Consider the following 14,170-nt stretch of genomic DNA (forward strand, 5'->3'; position numbering starts at 1 on the left):
TTGAAATATCGATTTTATGGGGCTTTGTAGATTATGTAAGATTGTATGAAATTATAAAAGTTAGGACGACCTAGCCTCTTTACTTACAGAGGACGACCTCAAATCAATTTAAAGGATTTATTATGAGTTGGGGAATACTTTTTCTAGCTGGATTGTTTGAAATACTTTGGGCAGTTGGATTAAAATATAGTGATGGTTTTACAAAACTTATGCCAAGCATTTTTACTATTGTTACTATGATTATTAGTTTTTATCTTTTAAGTATGGCTTTAAAAGCTCTTCCTATTGGAACTGCTTATGCAATTTGGGTTGGAATTGGAACAGTTGGAACTGTAATTGCTGGAATATTTTTATTTGGTGAATCTATGAATTTACTTAGAATTATAAGTATTGTTTTTATTTTAATAGGAATAATTGGTCTTAAATTTACTACAAATTAAAAATATATGTAAAAGTAGAACCTTGATTCTCTTTTGATTCAAGATTTACTTTTACACCATTTTTTAGACATATATTTTTTACAATACTAAGACCTATTCCAAAACCACCTGTTATATTATCACCTCTATAATATCTTTCAAAAACAGTTGATGTATCTTTTATACCAATTCCCTCATCTTTAAAAGCTAACTCTAGTTTATTATCTTTTTTCTCTAGTTTTACATAGATATTTGAATTGTTTTTTGAGTATTTAATAGCATTTGATAAGTTATTATCAACTATTCTATAAAGTTCTATTTCATTGAAAAATATATCTATATTTTGCTCTATATTTTTATGAAAAACTATATTTTTACTTGTTGCTAAATCATTGAAAAACTCAACTCTTTTTTCTAAAAATGAAGATATATTCATATATCTTTTCTCTTCTTTTACTGCATTTTGTTGCATATAGTATTCTAAATCTTCATAAATAATTGTCATATTTTTCAGTGCTGATTTCACTCTTAATATATTTTTATCATTTTTGAGTTTTAAGGAAAGCATATCAATATTTATTCTAGCAACTCCAATAGGAGTTTTAAGCTCGTGCATAGCATCTTTTAAAAACTCATCTAAATAAGTATTTAATTTTTTATATGGTTCAATACTTTGCTTTATAACAAGAAAAGATAGTACAAAAATAAATAAACTAACAATAGAAATAAGGATTAAAACATTGTAAATAACTTCACTATAATCAATATCTTTACAAACAACTAAATAGTTTTTATCTAAAATATTATTTGATAAAACTTTTTTATAACAAAAGATATCATTATATACTTTATATTCATTTTCAAAAAAGTCTAAAGATTTATTTGTAGAGAAAATCTCATTTTTATTCTCATCAAAAATAGTTGAATAAAATATATTTGATCTAGGAAAGTAGAATATCTCTCCATTTTGTTCTGTAAAACTATCTATTTTCAAAATAACTTGATTTGAGTAGTTTTGTAAATCTAATCTATCTTTTATATCCTGATTTTTAATACTTGCATCAATATAAAAATATATTGGAATAAAAGCTATAAAAAGTGTTATAAGTGCTTGAATTAAAATATATTTTAATTCACTTCTACTATTTTTCAATCTTATATCCTAAAAATCTTTTTGTAAGAATAAAATCATTACTTGTTTTTTCTCTAACTCTTTTTATGCACATTCTTATATCTGCATAAGATATCTCTTTATTTTCCCAAACATTATCATGTAAGCTTTCAATAGATACAAAAAAACCTCTATTTTGAACCAAGAAAGAGACAAGTTCAAGCTCTTTTTGTGAAAGTTCTATTAGATTATCATTTCTATAAAGTGAAAGTTTTTTTATAGAAAATTTATAATTTAGGTTTAATTCTATTAAATCTTCTGTACTTTGAAAATGATTTTTAATCTGTTGTTCAATTCTATGTTTTAGTTCTATCATATCAAAAGGTTTTCTTATATAATCATTGCAACCTAAAGTATATCCATGGCTTAAATCATTTATATCTGTAAGTGAAGTTAAAATTATAATTGGAGTATCAATAGAAGCTTCTCTTACATATTTTACAATAGAAAAACCATCTATTTTTGGTACTCTAATATCAAGTAAAAGTAAATCATATTTTGTATCAAAAATTGCATTTAAAGCTTTTTCTCCATCTTCAAAATCATCTACTTCAAACTCTAACTCTTCTAAAAATTCTTTGATTGATTCTTTATATAAATAATCATCTTCAAGTAAAAGTATTTTTATCATTTTATTATGATTCTCTTTTCTAAACTATTTTGAATATCACTTGTATGATTACTATCTTTTATCTCTCCATGATAGTTATAGTTTGGAAGATAAACAAAATTCTTTATGTATTTATCAAAAGATAGAAGTAAAATACCTGCACTTTTATTTCCAAAACTTCCTAAAGAGATTTTAGAATATATTTTTGAACTATTTTCTATAAAAAACTTATCACTATTTATAAGAGTTAATAATGTTTTATCATTTAATTCATCAATACTATTATAAACAACTACAAAACTATCTATTTTCTTATTATATTTATATTGTTTTGCTATCTCTAAAAACTCATTTTCTAGTAAAATAGCAGATGATATTCCTAAGTTTTTTAATCTATAAACTAAATCTTTGAAATCTACTATTATCTCTATTGAACCTATAAATTCCATATTTCTATTATAAATTGGAGCAATTGCTTTTATATTAAATCTTTTTCCTAATTCACTTGATACAAAAGGTTTTTGTGTATTTTTAACTTTTACAAGTCCTTCTCTAAAGCCTGATAAATCTTCTCCAAAATCTTTATCTTCCCAACTTCTAGTAAATACTTCAAGATTTTTTGTATGTATTTGAACATCAATATCGTGTTTTGTATATGTTTTTATAATATCTAATATTTTTAAAAGCTCTTTTTTTAACTCTTTGTGCCTATTTTTATCAAGATTATCTATAATTTCCTGATTTTGAGAAAACATTAAAGCTAAAGAAAGGGCTTGGTTTTTCTGATTTTCTAACTCATCTTCAACTATTTTCATCTGATTTGATACAAAAACATCAAGTTCTTTTTGATTTAAAATTGTATTATATTTATTTAAGAAAAAAAGCAAAATAGCTAAAAGAACAAAAAAAGATATAATTATCTTTTTATAAGAGATTATTATTGGGGGTATCACTTAGATACCTCCAATTTATTTAATGATATTTCCATAAGGTCCGAATTTTCTTTCAATTGAGTCTTTTCCTTCAATATATGTATCAGGAGCTTTTACTCTTGGATCTGGGAAATCTTTTCCTCTATTTTTCTTTTCAGGTCTTTTATGAGTGTCTAAATTCATATAAGCAGCCACATTATAAGACTCTTCATCTGTTAAGATTGGATTCTCTTTTGTAGCTCCTAAAGGCATATTACTTCTAATAAAATCAGCAGCTTTTAAAGTTCTATACATTCCTGCACCTTTATTATAGCTATCTTCTCCCCATAATGGTGGAAAAACATAACCATTTGCTAAACCTTCATTTTTAACACCTTCACCATTAATTCCGTGACAAGAAGCACATTGTGCATCATAAACAACTTTTCCTTTAACAGGATCAGCAGCTTGATTTTTTATCATTTTTCTATCAATTTTATGAAGTCCTCTTCCCTCTAGCTTATTAGCTGCTCCAACAGGAACACCTTGGCTCAACCAAAACATATAAGCTTCCATAGCTTTCATCTCTTTACTTTGTATTGGTAATGGTTTACCATTCATACTTCTTTCCATACAACCATTGATTCTTTCTGCTAAAGTTCCAATAACATCCTCTCTTGGTCTATACTGTGGGAATGCTGCACTACTTCCAACAAATGGTGCTGAATAAGCTTTTGTTCCAGCATCTAAGTGACAAGTTTGACATGAGAAGTTGTTTCCTGAATATCTCATTTTTTTGTCTTTTACTTCTGGTCCAATATATTTATAAGTATGAACTATAAGCTCTTTACCATATTTAATCATATCTCCCATTTGATTATTTGGGATTGTACTTTCATCTGGAATTTTATACTCTAATTTTTCACCTTCATATTTATATCCCATACTACTTCTTTTTGCAAGCTCTTTTGGTTCGAAAGCAAAAGAGTTTGAAGCCAATAAACATGCCATAAATGTTAAAGCTAACTGTTTTTTCATAATTTTCCTCCTAAATTAATTGACAAATTGTACAATTCTAATATAACACCAAAGTAACAATTAATTTTTAAAGTAATTTTATAAATCTTTCTATCTCTTCTTTTATCTCTTCTTCACTAATTCCATCTTGCAAAGCACCCATTTTTACACTATTTTTGCTTATAAAACTAATCTTTTTATCTAGTTCTATCTTATATATAAAATAGCTATTCATACTATTATCATTTAAAGCTAAAGATTTTATCCAATCCCCTTTTGAATCATTAATCAAAATAGTGTTTGAATTTCTAAACATATTTTCAAGTTCACTTTCAACAACACTTTTTTTAATTAACCAAGGAGTATTTGAAATATTTGCTATAAATACTATATTTTTATCCAAATTATTTTTAAAATCTTTAAAAATTGCCAAAGAGTCATGATTCAATACTACTAAATATATTGGTAAAGTTTTAAATATTTCATCTTTTTTTATATTAATAGTTTTATTTACTATTTCAAAATTATTTGGTAATTTTTCAAAACTTAAAATACTATTTCCTATTTTTCTATCAGGTATTGTTAGAAATACAAGCAAAGAAAAACCTAAAATCCCTAGAAATACAACTTTTAAAAAGTTTTTCATCTATTTTTTCCTTTATTTTTTAATCTTTTTATCCATCTTTTAAAAAGCCTATGATTTGTCAAAGAAGAGTCTATTTTTTTACCATTTATAACATATTCAAGTAAAATATCTGCAAGATATAAAGAAAGGACAAAACCTCTTCCTCCTACACCATTTAAAGTATATAAATTTTTAATAGTTTCTAAGTTTTCATCTTTTATAAATGATCCATTTTTAATATGAGGATATTTTTCTACACTTTTTTCTATGTTAATTAGTTCTGCAATCATAGGAAAGTAATCAACACTTGAAGCTCTTGCCCCAATTTTTATATCTATAATATTAATATCTTCTAAAATTTTTATTTCACTTGCTAATTTTAAGAGTTTTTTACTATTTTTATCTATTATCTTTTTTGTTTTTTCATTGTGATTAATAAGATTAATATCTTTTAATCTTAAATCAAACGAAGTATCATTTTTATCAATCTCTTCTCTATCATGAGTTGCTCCAATAGAGATTTTAAATCTATTTTCGAACTCTTTGGAGTTTGAAATAGAGCACTCTTTATGATAATTATGAAAAGTTTGATTAGAACTTAAAATATCTATTTTTTGTCCCCAAACTGCTCTTATTTTAAAATAATCATCTTTAATCAAAGAGATATCAGCTCCTGTTGCTAAAAATAGTTTTGAGGCTTCAAATTCACTATTTAGCAACCACTTTTCATCTTCTATTTGCTCTATTTTTTTAACTTCATATGAAAATAGTTTTTCCACATCTTTGCTTAGCTCTTTACAAATTTCATATGGTTTTACACTGCTTCCAATAGGAAAAAAATAAGCATTTTCTCTAGTTTCAAAAGGAAAATCCATAAAAGGAATATAATTTTGAAATTTCTCTTCATCTTTTTTATCTTTTGGGATTCTTAATGTTCCACAAGAATCTATTAAATGTGGAAACTCTTTTTTATAAATATTTGTAGAAAACTCTAAAGCTTTTGCTACTAATGTTTTAAAACTATTATCAAGCCCTAAAAGTGGAGATAAAAATGCTCCAGCAGCTCCACTTGCACCAAAAGCAATATCACTATTTTTATCTATTAGTAAAACACTTTTGGAATATTTACTTAAAAAATATGCTAAAGAGCATCCAGCAATTCCAGCACCAATAATTATATAATCATATTTTTTCATAAACTAATTATATCTTATTTTCATAAATATTTCATTTCAAACTTGATTGACTTTGACTCAAGGTTTGGATATAATCCTGCTTTGAAATTATGATTATTATATATTATAGGAAATAAATAAAATGGCAAAAAGTTTATATGAAACATTAGAAGTAAATGAGAGTGCAAGTGCTGAAGAGATAAAAAAAGCTTATAGAAAACTTGCTAGAAAATATCACCCTGATGTAAATAAAGATCCAAGTGCTGAAGAGAAATTTAAAGAGATAAATGCAGCTTATGAAGTATTAAGTAATGCTGAGAAAAAACAACAATATGACCAATATGGTGATTCTATGTTTGGTGGACAAAATTTCAGTGATTTTGCAAGAAACCAAGGAAATGGTGTAGATTTAGATGAAATTTTAAGACAAATGTTTGGTGCTGGAGCAGGAGCAGGTTTTGGACAAAGAGGATTTGGTGGATTTGGTTTTGATGAACCAGATTTAGATACACAAGCTAGTGTAGTAATTCCTTTTGATATTGCTGTATTAGGTGGGAAACAACATATTTCACTAAACAATGACTCTTTTGATATTAAAATTCCTGAAGGAATAGAACATGGTCAAAAAATAAGAGCAAAAGGTAAAGGAAAATCTTATCAAGGAAGAAAAGGTGATTTGATTTTAAAAATAAATATTGCAGAAAGTCCTATTTATACAAGAGATAAAGATATGCTAGAGAGATATTTTGATATTCCTTTAAAAACTGCACTATTTGGTGGAAAAGTTGAAATAAAAACTCTTCACAAAGATATCACTTTAAAAGTTCCTCAAGATACAAAACAAAATCAAAAATTTAGAGTAAAAGAGCTTGGAGTTCTAAATAGAAAAACTGGTGTAAAAGGTGATTTATATTTAAAAGCAAATATTGTTTTACCAAAACTTGAAGAGCTTGATAGCAATTTTGTAGAAGAGTTGGAGAAGCATTTACCTAATTAAAGGAGATTTATTATGCAAAGCAATAGCTATATAGAACCCGTTTATCTAATCTCAGCAGTTGCTGAGATTTTAAATATTCATCCTCAAACATTAAGACAATATGAAAGAGAAGGACTTATAAAACCTAGTAGATCAAATGGTAAAATAAGACTTTATTCTCAAAAAGATATTAATCATATTAAATATGTTTTAACATTAACTAGGGATTTAGGTGTAAATTTAGCTGGAGTTGATATTGTTTTGCAACTAAATCAAAAAATCAAAGAGCTTGAAAATGAAATAGATAGTTTGAAAATCAAACTTCAAAGTAAGAGTAGTAATTCTGTTGTTCCAGATAATAAAGCTTTAGTAATTCAAAAATCAAGTCTAGAAGTTGTAATTGTTAAAAAGTAATTTAAAACTACTTTTTAATATACTTCTTTATTAATTACAATTAGGAACAAAATGATAGATTTAGATAATCAAACAAATTTTAAAATAGATTTAGAAAATTTAGAAAAGATTGCATCAACTCTAAGCAATAAAAATATTGAACTTTTAATTGTAGATAATAAAACAATAAAAGATATAAATCTAGAGTTTAGAAATAAAGATGAAGCAACAGATGTTTTAAGTTTTCCTATGGAGTTTAATTTTCCAAATATGCCTTTAGGTTCGATTATTATATCTATTGATTTTGTAAGAAATAAAGCAAAAGAGTTTGGACATAGTGAATTTGAAGAATTTAGTCTTCTATTTATTCATGGGTTTTTACATCTTTTAGGTTTTGATCATGAAGTTGATAATGGAGAACATAGAGAAAAAGAAGAAGAGCTTATAAGTCTGTTTAATCTTCCTTCTTCTTTGATAGTAAGAAACTCTTAAATAGATATATTTAAGAACATTTTGGGCAAATCCCGCTCAAAACTATATCTGTTTGTTCTACTTTAAAACTACTCATATTTCCAATTTGTTTTGCAATATCACTTGAATCAATCTCAATATCCATAATATCTTTGCAAACTGAACAAACTAAATGTGCATGCTCATTTTTTGATAATTCATAAACAGTTTTAGAATTTGGTATCTTTACTTCACTTAAAAAAAGTTTTTCTACCATTGAATTTATATTTTTATAAATAGTTGCTAAAGAAACTGATGGAAATCTATCAAGAAGTTTTCTATATAAATCATCAATATTCATATGTCCATTTTTATATAATTCTTCAATAATAGCTATTCTTTGTGGAGTAACTTTTAAATCATAATTTTTCAATAATGTTGTTGTATCAATCATAATTCATCCTTAATTTATTTATCTTATTGGATTGTATCGCAAAGTTTATTTATTTTTTCTTTGATATTATCAAAAAATAAAAATTCTTTTCTAATAAGAAAAAAGATAATTAAAAAACTACTTTACTTTGTTAAAAACAAATTTTAGATACTATTTGTAAATTTTTTTTGGACTTAAATTGTATAAATTTCTTATAATTCTATTTTTATCACTATTTTCTTATGCAAATGAACTAAAAATTGCATCATATAATGTTGAAAACTTTTTTGATTTAAGTAATGATGGTACTGAATACAAAGAATTTATTCCAAATAACAAATCTTTGTGGAATCAAAGAAATTTTAATATAAAACTTAAAAATATTTTACAAGTTATAAATGATATTGATGCAGATATTATTGCTTTACAAGAGATAGAAAATGAAGGATTGATGAAACTTTTAAAACAAAAGCTTCCAAAATACTCTTATTATAGTTTTGCAAAATATCCAAAAAGTGCAGTTGGTATTGGATTTTTATCAAAAATTCCTATAAAAAAATCTTCTATTATAAATGTAAAATTCCAAAAAGCTATTTATAGACCAATTTTAGAAAGTACCTTTTCTTATGAAAATATAGAGTTTAAAATATTTAATAATCATTGGCCATCAAAAAGAGCAAGTGAAAATTATAGAATAAAATATGCCCAAGCTTTACAAAATAGATTAAAAGAGCTTCCAAATAACTATGATTACATAGTTTTAGGAGATTTAAACTCAAATTATAATGAGTTTGAAACTTTTAAAAGAGATAAAAAGTTAAATCAAAGTGCTGGATTAACTGGTATAAATCATATTTTAAATACAATAATTGATGATAAATATATTACATACTTTGATATTTTAGATAATAAATTGATTAAAAATAAAAGAATTCATTATAATCTTTGGTTAGAACTAGATACAAAAGATAGATTCTCAACAAAATTTAGAAATCAAAACAATACTCCTGATAATATGATTTTAAGTCCATCTTTATTTAATAATAATGGTCTAAACTATATTTTAAAATCATTTAATGTTTTTAAACCAACATATTTATTTTCAAATAATCAAGTTATAAGATGGGAAATGTCAAACAATAAAGTATCTATTCATAAAGGTTCTGGTTACTCTGACCATCTTCCTATTTATGCATTTTTTAAAATAAATAAAGATCAAAATCAAGTAATAAAACAAGATGATTTAAATCATAATATAAAAGATATAAGCAAATTATATGAAAAAGAAAAACTAAATTTTCCAATAGTTTTAAATAATATTGTAGTTTTATATAAGCACGAAAACAAAGCAATAATAAAACAGAAAAACGATAGAGCAATATATATTTTTAAAGATGCCGAAGATTTAGAATTAGCATTTTCATATGATTTACAAATTAATCAAATTTATGATTTTTATGGATTAAAAGAGATAAAAGATTTTAATATAATAAAGAAAAAAGAGAAAAACAATGATTATAAAAAACTATTTTTAGATGCTTCAAAAAATGATATTTTTGATTTCAAATTTGAAAATGAAGTTATTAGCAATTTAGAAGGTATATATAAAAAATCTTATTTATATTTAAATAATTCAAAAAAGATAAAAATATTTACAAAAGATAAAAATATTTTACCAAAAGAAAATAGTAAAATATTTATAAATGAGGCTCAACTTGGCTCTTTTAAAGGAAATATACAGATAATACTTCACAAAAAAAGTGATTTTAAAGAGTTGAAATGAAATTATTAAAAGCAATTTTTACAAATAGTAGTGGAATTTTATTTTCAAGAATAACAGGCTTTATAAGAGATTTAATGACTGCATCAATCCTTGGTGCAAATGTTTATTCTGATATATTTTTTATAGCTTTTAAATTTCCAAATCTATTTAGAAGTATTTTTGCTGATGGTGCTTTTACTCAAGCTTTTATTCCTTCTTATGCTAAATCAAAATTTAAAATAAGATTTTCATCTATTGTATTTACTCAAATCTTAGCATTTTTACTAGTTTTGTCTTTGATTGTAACTCTATTTTCTCATCTTTTTGCAAAAGCATTTGCTATTGGTTTTACAAAAGAGACAATAGATTTAGCTGCACCTCTATTTGCAATAAACTTCTATTATTTGCCACTTATATTTATTGTTACATTTATGGGAGCTTTACTTCAATATAAAAACCATTTTGCGACAACAGCTTATTCAACAGCACTTTTAAATCTTTCAATGATAGCAAGTTTAATTATTGCACAAGGTCTAGAATCATATACAATCACTTTTTATCTATCTTTTGGAGTTATTGTTGGTGGTTTTTTACAAGTTTTAGTTCATATTATTGCTATAAAAAGAGCAAATTTAGGGAAAATTTTTACTTTTAGAAGGCATAAAAAAAAGGAGAAAACAAAGTTCTACAAGAATTTCTTTGCAGCAACTTTAGGCTCTTCAACAATGCATATTTCGGCTTTTATTGATACTTGGTTAGCTTCATTTTTAATTAGTGGCTCTATATCTTACTTATATTATGCAAATAGAATTTTTCAACTTCCACTTGCACTTTTTGCAATAGCAACTTCAATAGCACTATTTCCTATGATTGCTCGTGCAATAAAAAATAAAAATGAGAATCAAGCTTTAAAGCTTATGAAAAAATCATCAATTATTTTACTTTTTGTTCTTGCTTTTTCTATGCTTGTAGGAATATTTTTAGATAAATTCATTGTGGAGTTATTATTTCAAAGAGGTGCTTTCACACAAAATGATACAGAAAATACAGCAATAATTTTAACAATGTATTTAATTGGACTTGTTCCTTTTGGTTTAGCTAAAATTTTCTCACTTTGGCTATATGCAAAAGAGCAACAAATTTTAAGTGCAAAAATATCTGCACAAAGTTTAGTAGCAAATATAATCTTCTCTTTAATTTTAATAAAACCATATGAAGCTGCTGGATTAGCATTTGCAAGTACACTTAGTGGATTTGTTCTATTTTTTCTTACTCTTAGAGCTTTTGGTTTTAATAATCTAGTGAAAATGTTTAAAAAACAATAGTTTTAGTAAGTTTTAGTTAAAATCTATGAATTTTTTTAAAAATAAACAGGAAAAATATGAAAAACTTTTTTAAGCAGTATGCACCATTTTATAAAAACTATATTTTAGAAATAATCTTTGGAATTATTGGAATTATACTTGTAGCAGCTGCAACTGCTGGAACAGCTTATGCAATTCAACCTTTATTGGATGATATTTTTATAAATAAAGATATAGAAATGCTCTATATTATGCCTGTAATAATTATTCTTCTTTATGTTGCAAAAGGTTTTGGTGGATATTTACAAGCATATTTTGTATCTTTTATTGGTCAAGATATTACAAGAATTGTAAGAGATGGTTTATTTGGACATATTTTAAAACTAGATTATATATTTTTCCAAAAAATACATAGTGGAGAACTTGTAAGTAGAATAATAAATGATATAAATAGGATTCAAAGAGCTGTTTCAAACTCTTTAGCAGAATTAATAAGAGAAGCCTTAACAATATTTGCTTTGGTTGCTCTTGTAATTTATAGATCACCTGAACTAGCTTTTTACGGCTTAGTTGTTCTTCCACTTGCATTTTATCCTCTTGCACTTTTAGCAAAAAAGATGAAAAAACTATCTTTTAAATCTCAAGAGAGTAACTCTGATATAACTGCTAGTTTAAATGAATCTTTTAATAATATTGAAATAATCAAAGCAAATAGTAGTGAAGATTTAGAAAAGAAAAAATTTACAATGCTTAATATGATTTTCTTCAAATACAATATGAAAGCAGTAAAAACAAATGAACTAACTTCCCCTGTGATGGAAATTTTGGGAAGTTTAGCTTTTGCTACTGTTGTATTGGTTGGAGGAATGAAAGTAATAAATGCAGAGCTTACAACAGGTGAATTTAGCTCATTTATAGCAGCACTTTTTATGCTTTATACTCCTATAAAAAGAATCTCTAAACTATATAACAGTATGCAAGATGCAATCGCTGCAAATGAGAGAATTATGGATATGTTTAAAATCAAAGCAAAAATAATTGGTGGGAAACAAGAGATTTTAAAAGATATAAAAAATATAAATTTCTCAAATGTATCACTTTTCTATGATGATTTTGAAGCACTTAAAAAAATAAACCTAGAAGCAAATAAGGGTGAAATAGTTGCTTTAGTTGGAGATAGTGGTGGTGGAAAATCATCTTTTATTAATCTAATTCCTAGATTTTATGATACTAGCAGTGGTAAAATATCTATAAATAATTTAGATATAAAAGAGTTTAATTTAAAAACTTTAAGAGAAAATATAAGTATTGTTACACAAAGAGTTTATATTTTTAATGACTCTATTGCTTCAAATGTATCCTATGGACAAGAGTTAGATGAAGTTAAAGTTGTAGAATCTCTAAAAAAAGCTCATGCTTATGATTTTGTAATGAGTATGAAAAAAGGTATTCATACAACTTTAGATGAAGCTGGAACAAACTTAAGTGGTGGTCAAAGACAAAGAATTGCTATTGCAAGAGCTCTATATAAAGATCCAAAGATATTGATTTTAGATGAAGCGACTTCTGCTTTGGATAATGCAAGTGAAGAGATTGTAAGTAAGGTTATAGAAGAAGTTAGCTCTGATAAGATTACTTTTGTAATTGCACATAGATTAAGTACTATAAAAAACGCAACAAAAATTGCAGTGTTTAAAAATGGGGAAATTATAAGTATTGGTAAATATGATGAGCTTTTAGAAAGCTGTGAAGAGTTTAAAAGACTTCACAATTCAGCAAATATTTGATTTTTTTTGGATACTATCCATAAATTTTTTAAAAAGGAAAGATTTTGTTAAGCTATGAAACTTTAAAAAAAATACTATTTAAATTTGAGCCTGAAACAGCTCATAACTTTGCCGAATTTGGATTAAAATTTTTAGGTAAATGTAAATTAGCTAGAAACTATTATGAAAAAAAGAATTTTATAGAAGATAAAGTATTAGAACAAGAACTATTTGGAAGAACTTTTAGAAATCCTATTGGTCTTGCTGCTGGATTTGATAAAAATGCCTCTATGATAAAAGCTATGAAATCTTTAGGTTTTGGTTTTACAGAGATTGGAACAGTTACTTTAGTACCACAAAATGGTAATCCAAAGCCAAGACTTTTTAGACATCCTGATGAAAAATCTTTACAAAATGCTATGGGTTTCAATAATCTAGGTTCTCATAAAGTTTTAAAAAACTTAAAAAAAGTATATCCTTTTTATATTCCAATAGGTGTAAATATAGGAAAAAATAAAAACACACCTGAAGAGTTTGCTATAAGTGATTATAAAAACTTAATCAAAAAACTAGAAGCTTATGCTGACTATTTAATTATAAATATATCTAGTCCAAATACTCCAAATCTAAGAGATTTACAAAATGAAAATTTCATAAGTGAACTTTTTTCTATGGCAAAAAATCTCACTAAAAAACCAATTTTTTTAAAAATTGCTCCTGATATGGATGTAAAAGTTGCTATAAATCTTTGTGAAGTTGCTATTAAAGAAGGTGCAAGTGGAATTATTGCAAACAATACAACAATTGACTACTCATTAGTAAAAAACCCTCAAAGCTTTGGTGGATTAAGTGGAGAGTGTTTAAAAGAAAAATCTTCACTATTCTTTGATCAAATTGCTTCTAAGCTTTATGGGAAAACTACTCTAATAAGTGTTGGTGGTATTTCAAGTGCAGAAGATGCTTATGAAAGAATAAAAAGTGGTGCATCTTTGGTTCAATTATACTCTAGCTTGATTTTTGAAGGTCCAAGCTTAGCAAAGAATATAAATTTGGAATTAATTGAATTGTTAAAAAAAGATGGCTATTCTAATATAACTGAAGCAATTGGTGCTAATTTTAGAAAATGAGATACATTTTAAAAGTATCTATCCTATTTAT

At 25.2% G+C, this 14,170-nt stretch carries 15 protein-coding genes; 8 read left to right on the forward strand and 7 right to left on the reverse strand.

Annotated elements, in window-relative coordinates; genetic code table 11:
• Positions 1-122: 122 nt before the first annotated feature.
• Positions 123-440: a quaternary ammonium compound efflux SMR transporter SugE gene (sugE, locus tag ATH_RS06495; protein ID WP_066187337.1), complete on the forward strand. Its 318-nt coding sequence runs from the start codon at positions 123-125 to the stop codon at positions 438-440.
• Here the strand turns inward: sugE and ATH_RS06500 are convergent.
• The 6 genes from ATH_RS06500 to ATH_RS06525 all read right to left on the reverse strand — a co-directional run bounded on the left by ATH_RS06500 (position 430) and on the right by ATH_RS06525 (position 5,949).
• Positions 430-1,572: a sensor histidine kinase gene (locus tag ATH_RS06500; RefSeq protein WP_066184671.1), complete on the reverse strand. Its 1,143-nt coding sequence runs from the start codon at positions 1,570-1,572 to the stop codon at positions 430-432. The two genes, sugE and ATH_RS06500, sit on opposite strands and share 11 nt — an antisense overlap.
• The gene (locus ATH_RS06505) at positions 1,562-2,221 is read right to left on the reverse strand and encodes a response regulator transcription factor (protein WP_083190964.1); all 660 of its coding nucleotides are present in this window, start codon (positions 2,219-2,221) and stop codon (positions 1,562-1,564) included. The genes ATH_RS06500 and ATH_RS06505 overlap by 11 nt, the downstream gene beginning before the upstream one ends.
• Entirely contained in the window at positions 2,218-3,153 is a 936-nt protein-coding gene (locus tag ATH_RS06510; RefSeq protein WP_083196692.1) for a cache domain-containing protein, read from the reverse strand. The genes ATH_RS06505 and ATH_RS06510 overlap by 4 nt, the downstream gene beginning before the upstream one ends.
• Before the next feature lie 15 nt (positions 3,154-3,168).
• On the reverse strand, positions 3,169-4,149 hold the full coding sequence (locus ATH_RS06515) for a c-type cytochrome (RefSeq protein WP_066390197.1): 981 nt from the start codon (positions 4,147-4,149) through the stop codon (positions 3,169-3,171).
• Between the two features lie 67 nt (positions 4,150-4,216).
• On the reverse strand, positions 4,217-4,774 hold the full coding sequence (locus ATH_RS06520) for a hypothetical protein (protein WP_066390195.1): 558 nt from the start codon (positions 4,772-4,774) through the stop codon (positions 4,217-4,219).
• Positions 4,771-5,949, reverse strand: a complete 1,179-nt coding sequence (locus ATH_RS06525; RefSeq protein WP_066184677.1) for an FAD-dependent oxidoreductase — start codon at positions 5,947-5,949, stop codon at positions 4,771-4,773. Before ATH_RS06525 ends, ATH_RS06520 begins: the two co-directional genes overlap by 4 nt.
• 121 nt (positions 5,950-6,070) lie before the next feature.
• Here ATH_RS06525 and ATH_RS06530 point away from each other — a divergent pair, with 121 nt between their 5' ends.
• Genes ATH_RS06530 through ybeY form a run of 3 tightly spaced genes read left to right on the forward strand, consistent with a single transcriptional unit; the run spans position 6,071 to position 7,789 of the window.
• Positions 6,071-6,925: a DnaJ C-terminal domain-containing protein gene (locus tag ATH_RS06530; RefSeq protein WP_066187333.1), complete on the forward strand. Its 855-nt coding sequence runs from the start codon at positions 6,071-6,073 to the stop codon at positions 6,923-6,925.
• Between the two features lie 12 nt (positions 6,926-6,937).
• The gene (locus ATH_RS06535) at positions 6,938-7,318 is read left to right on the forward strand and encodes a heat shock protein transcriptional repressor HspR (protein WP_066184681.1); all 381 of its coding nucleotides are present in this window, start codon (positions 6,938-6,940) and stop codon (positions 7,316-7,318) included.
• Positions 7,319-7,369: 51 nt separating this feature from the next.
• A complete protein-coding gene (ybeY, locus tag ATH_RS06540) occupies positions 7,370-7,789 on the forward strand; it encodes an rRNA maturation RNase YbeY (RefSeq protein ID WP_066184683.1) in 420 nt (139 codons plus the stop codon).
• A 10-nt stretch (positions 7,790-7,799) separates the two neighbouring features.
• On the opposite strand, the gene ATH_RS06545 is transcribed toward ybeY, so the two are convergent.
• On the reverse strand, positions 7,800-8,201 hold the full coding sequence (locus ATH_RS06545; RefSeq protein ID WP_066184685.1) for a Fur family transcriptional regulator: 402 nt from the start codon (positions 8,199-8,201) through the stop codon (positions 7,800-7,802).
• Between the two features lie 178 nt (positions 8,202-8,379).
• On the opposite strand from ATH_RS06545, the gene ATH_RS06550 reads away from it, so the two are divergent.
• The 4 genes from ATH_RS06550 to ATH_RS06565 are packed head-to-tail and all read left to right on the forward strand — an operon-like array spanning position 8,380 to position 14,139.
• Entirely contained in the window at positions 8,380-9,963 is a 1,584-nt protein-coding gene (locus ATH_RS06550) for an endonuclease/exonuclease/phosphatase family protein (protein WP_066390193.1), read from the forward strand.
• Positions 9,960-11,267, forward strand: coding sequence for a murein biosynthesis integral membrane protein MurJ (gene murJ, locus ATH_RS06555; protein ID WP_066184688.1), 1,308 nt, complete (start codon positions 9,960-9,962; stop codon positions 11,265-11,267). Before ATH_RS06550 ends, murJ begins: the two co-directional genes overlap by 4 nt.
• A gap of 56 nt (positions 11,268-11,323) precedes the next feature.
• Positions 11,324-13,033 (forward strand): ABC transporter ATP-binding protein, encoded by a 1,710-nt coding sequence (locus ATH_RS06560; protein WP_066184689.1) that lies wholly within the window; start codon positions 11,324-11,326, stop codon positions 13,031-13,033.
• 44 nt (positions 13,034-13,077) lie between these two features.
• Positions 13,078-14,139, forward strand: coding sequence for a quinone-dependent dihydroorotate dehydrogenase (locus ATH_RS06565; RefSeq protein WP_066184690.1), 1,062 nt, complete (start codon positions 13,078-13,080; stop codon positions 14,137-14,139).
• Positions 14,140-14,170: the final 31 nt, after the last annotated feature.

The sequence above is a fragment of the Aliarcobacter thereius LMG 24486 genome, from assembly GCF_004214815.1.
Lineage (GTDB): Bacteria > Campylobacterota > Campylobacteria > Campylobacterales > Arcobacteraceae > Aliarcobacter > Aliarcobacter thereius.

Coding starts and splice junctions, on each gene's coding strand:
- ATH_RS06560 (WP_066184689.1), top strand. CDS start 11,324: ATGAAAAACTTTTTTAAGCAGTATGCACCATTTTATAAAAACTATATT.
- murJ (WP_066184688.1), top strand. CDS start 9,960: ATGAAATTATTAAAAGCAATTTTTACAAATAGTAGTGGAATTTTATTT.
- ATH_RS06515 (WP_066390197.1), bottom strand. CDS start 4,149: ATGAAAAAACAGTTAGCTTTAACATTTATGGCATGTTTATTGGCTTCA.
- ATH_RS06545 (WP_066184685.1), bottom strand. CDS start 8,201: ATGATTGATACAACAACATTATTGAAAAATTATGATTTAAAAGTTACT.
- ATH_RS06520 (WP_066390195.1), bottom strand. CDS start 4,774: ATGAAAAACTTTTTAAAAGTTGTATTTCTAGGGATTTTAGGTTTTTCT.
- ATH_RS06530 (WP_066187333.1), top strand. CDS start 6,071: ATGGCAAAAAGTTTATATGAAACATTAGAAGTAAATGAGAGTGCAAGT.
- ATH_RS06505 (WP_083190964.1), bottom strand. CDS start 2,221: ATGATAAAAATACTTTTACTTGAAGATGATTATTTATATAAAGAATCA.
- ATH_RS06535 (WP_066184681.1), top strand. CDS start 6,938: ATGCAAAGCAATAGCTATATAGAACCCGTTTATCTAATCTCAGCAGTT.
- ATH_RS06525 (WP_066184677.1), bottom strand. CDS start 5,949: ATGAAAAAATATGATTATATAATTATTGGTGCTGGAATTGCTGGATGC.
- ybeY (WP_066184683.1), top strand. CDS start 7,370: ATGATAGATTTAGATAATCAAACAAATTTTAAAATAGATTTAGAAAAT.
- sugE (WP_066187337.1), top strand. CDS start 123: ATGAGTTGGGGAATACTTTTTCTAGCTGGATTGTTTGAAATACTTTGG.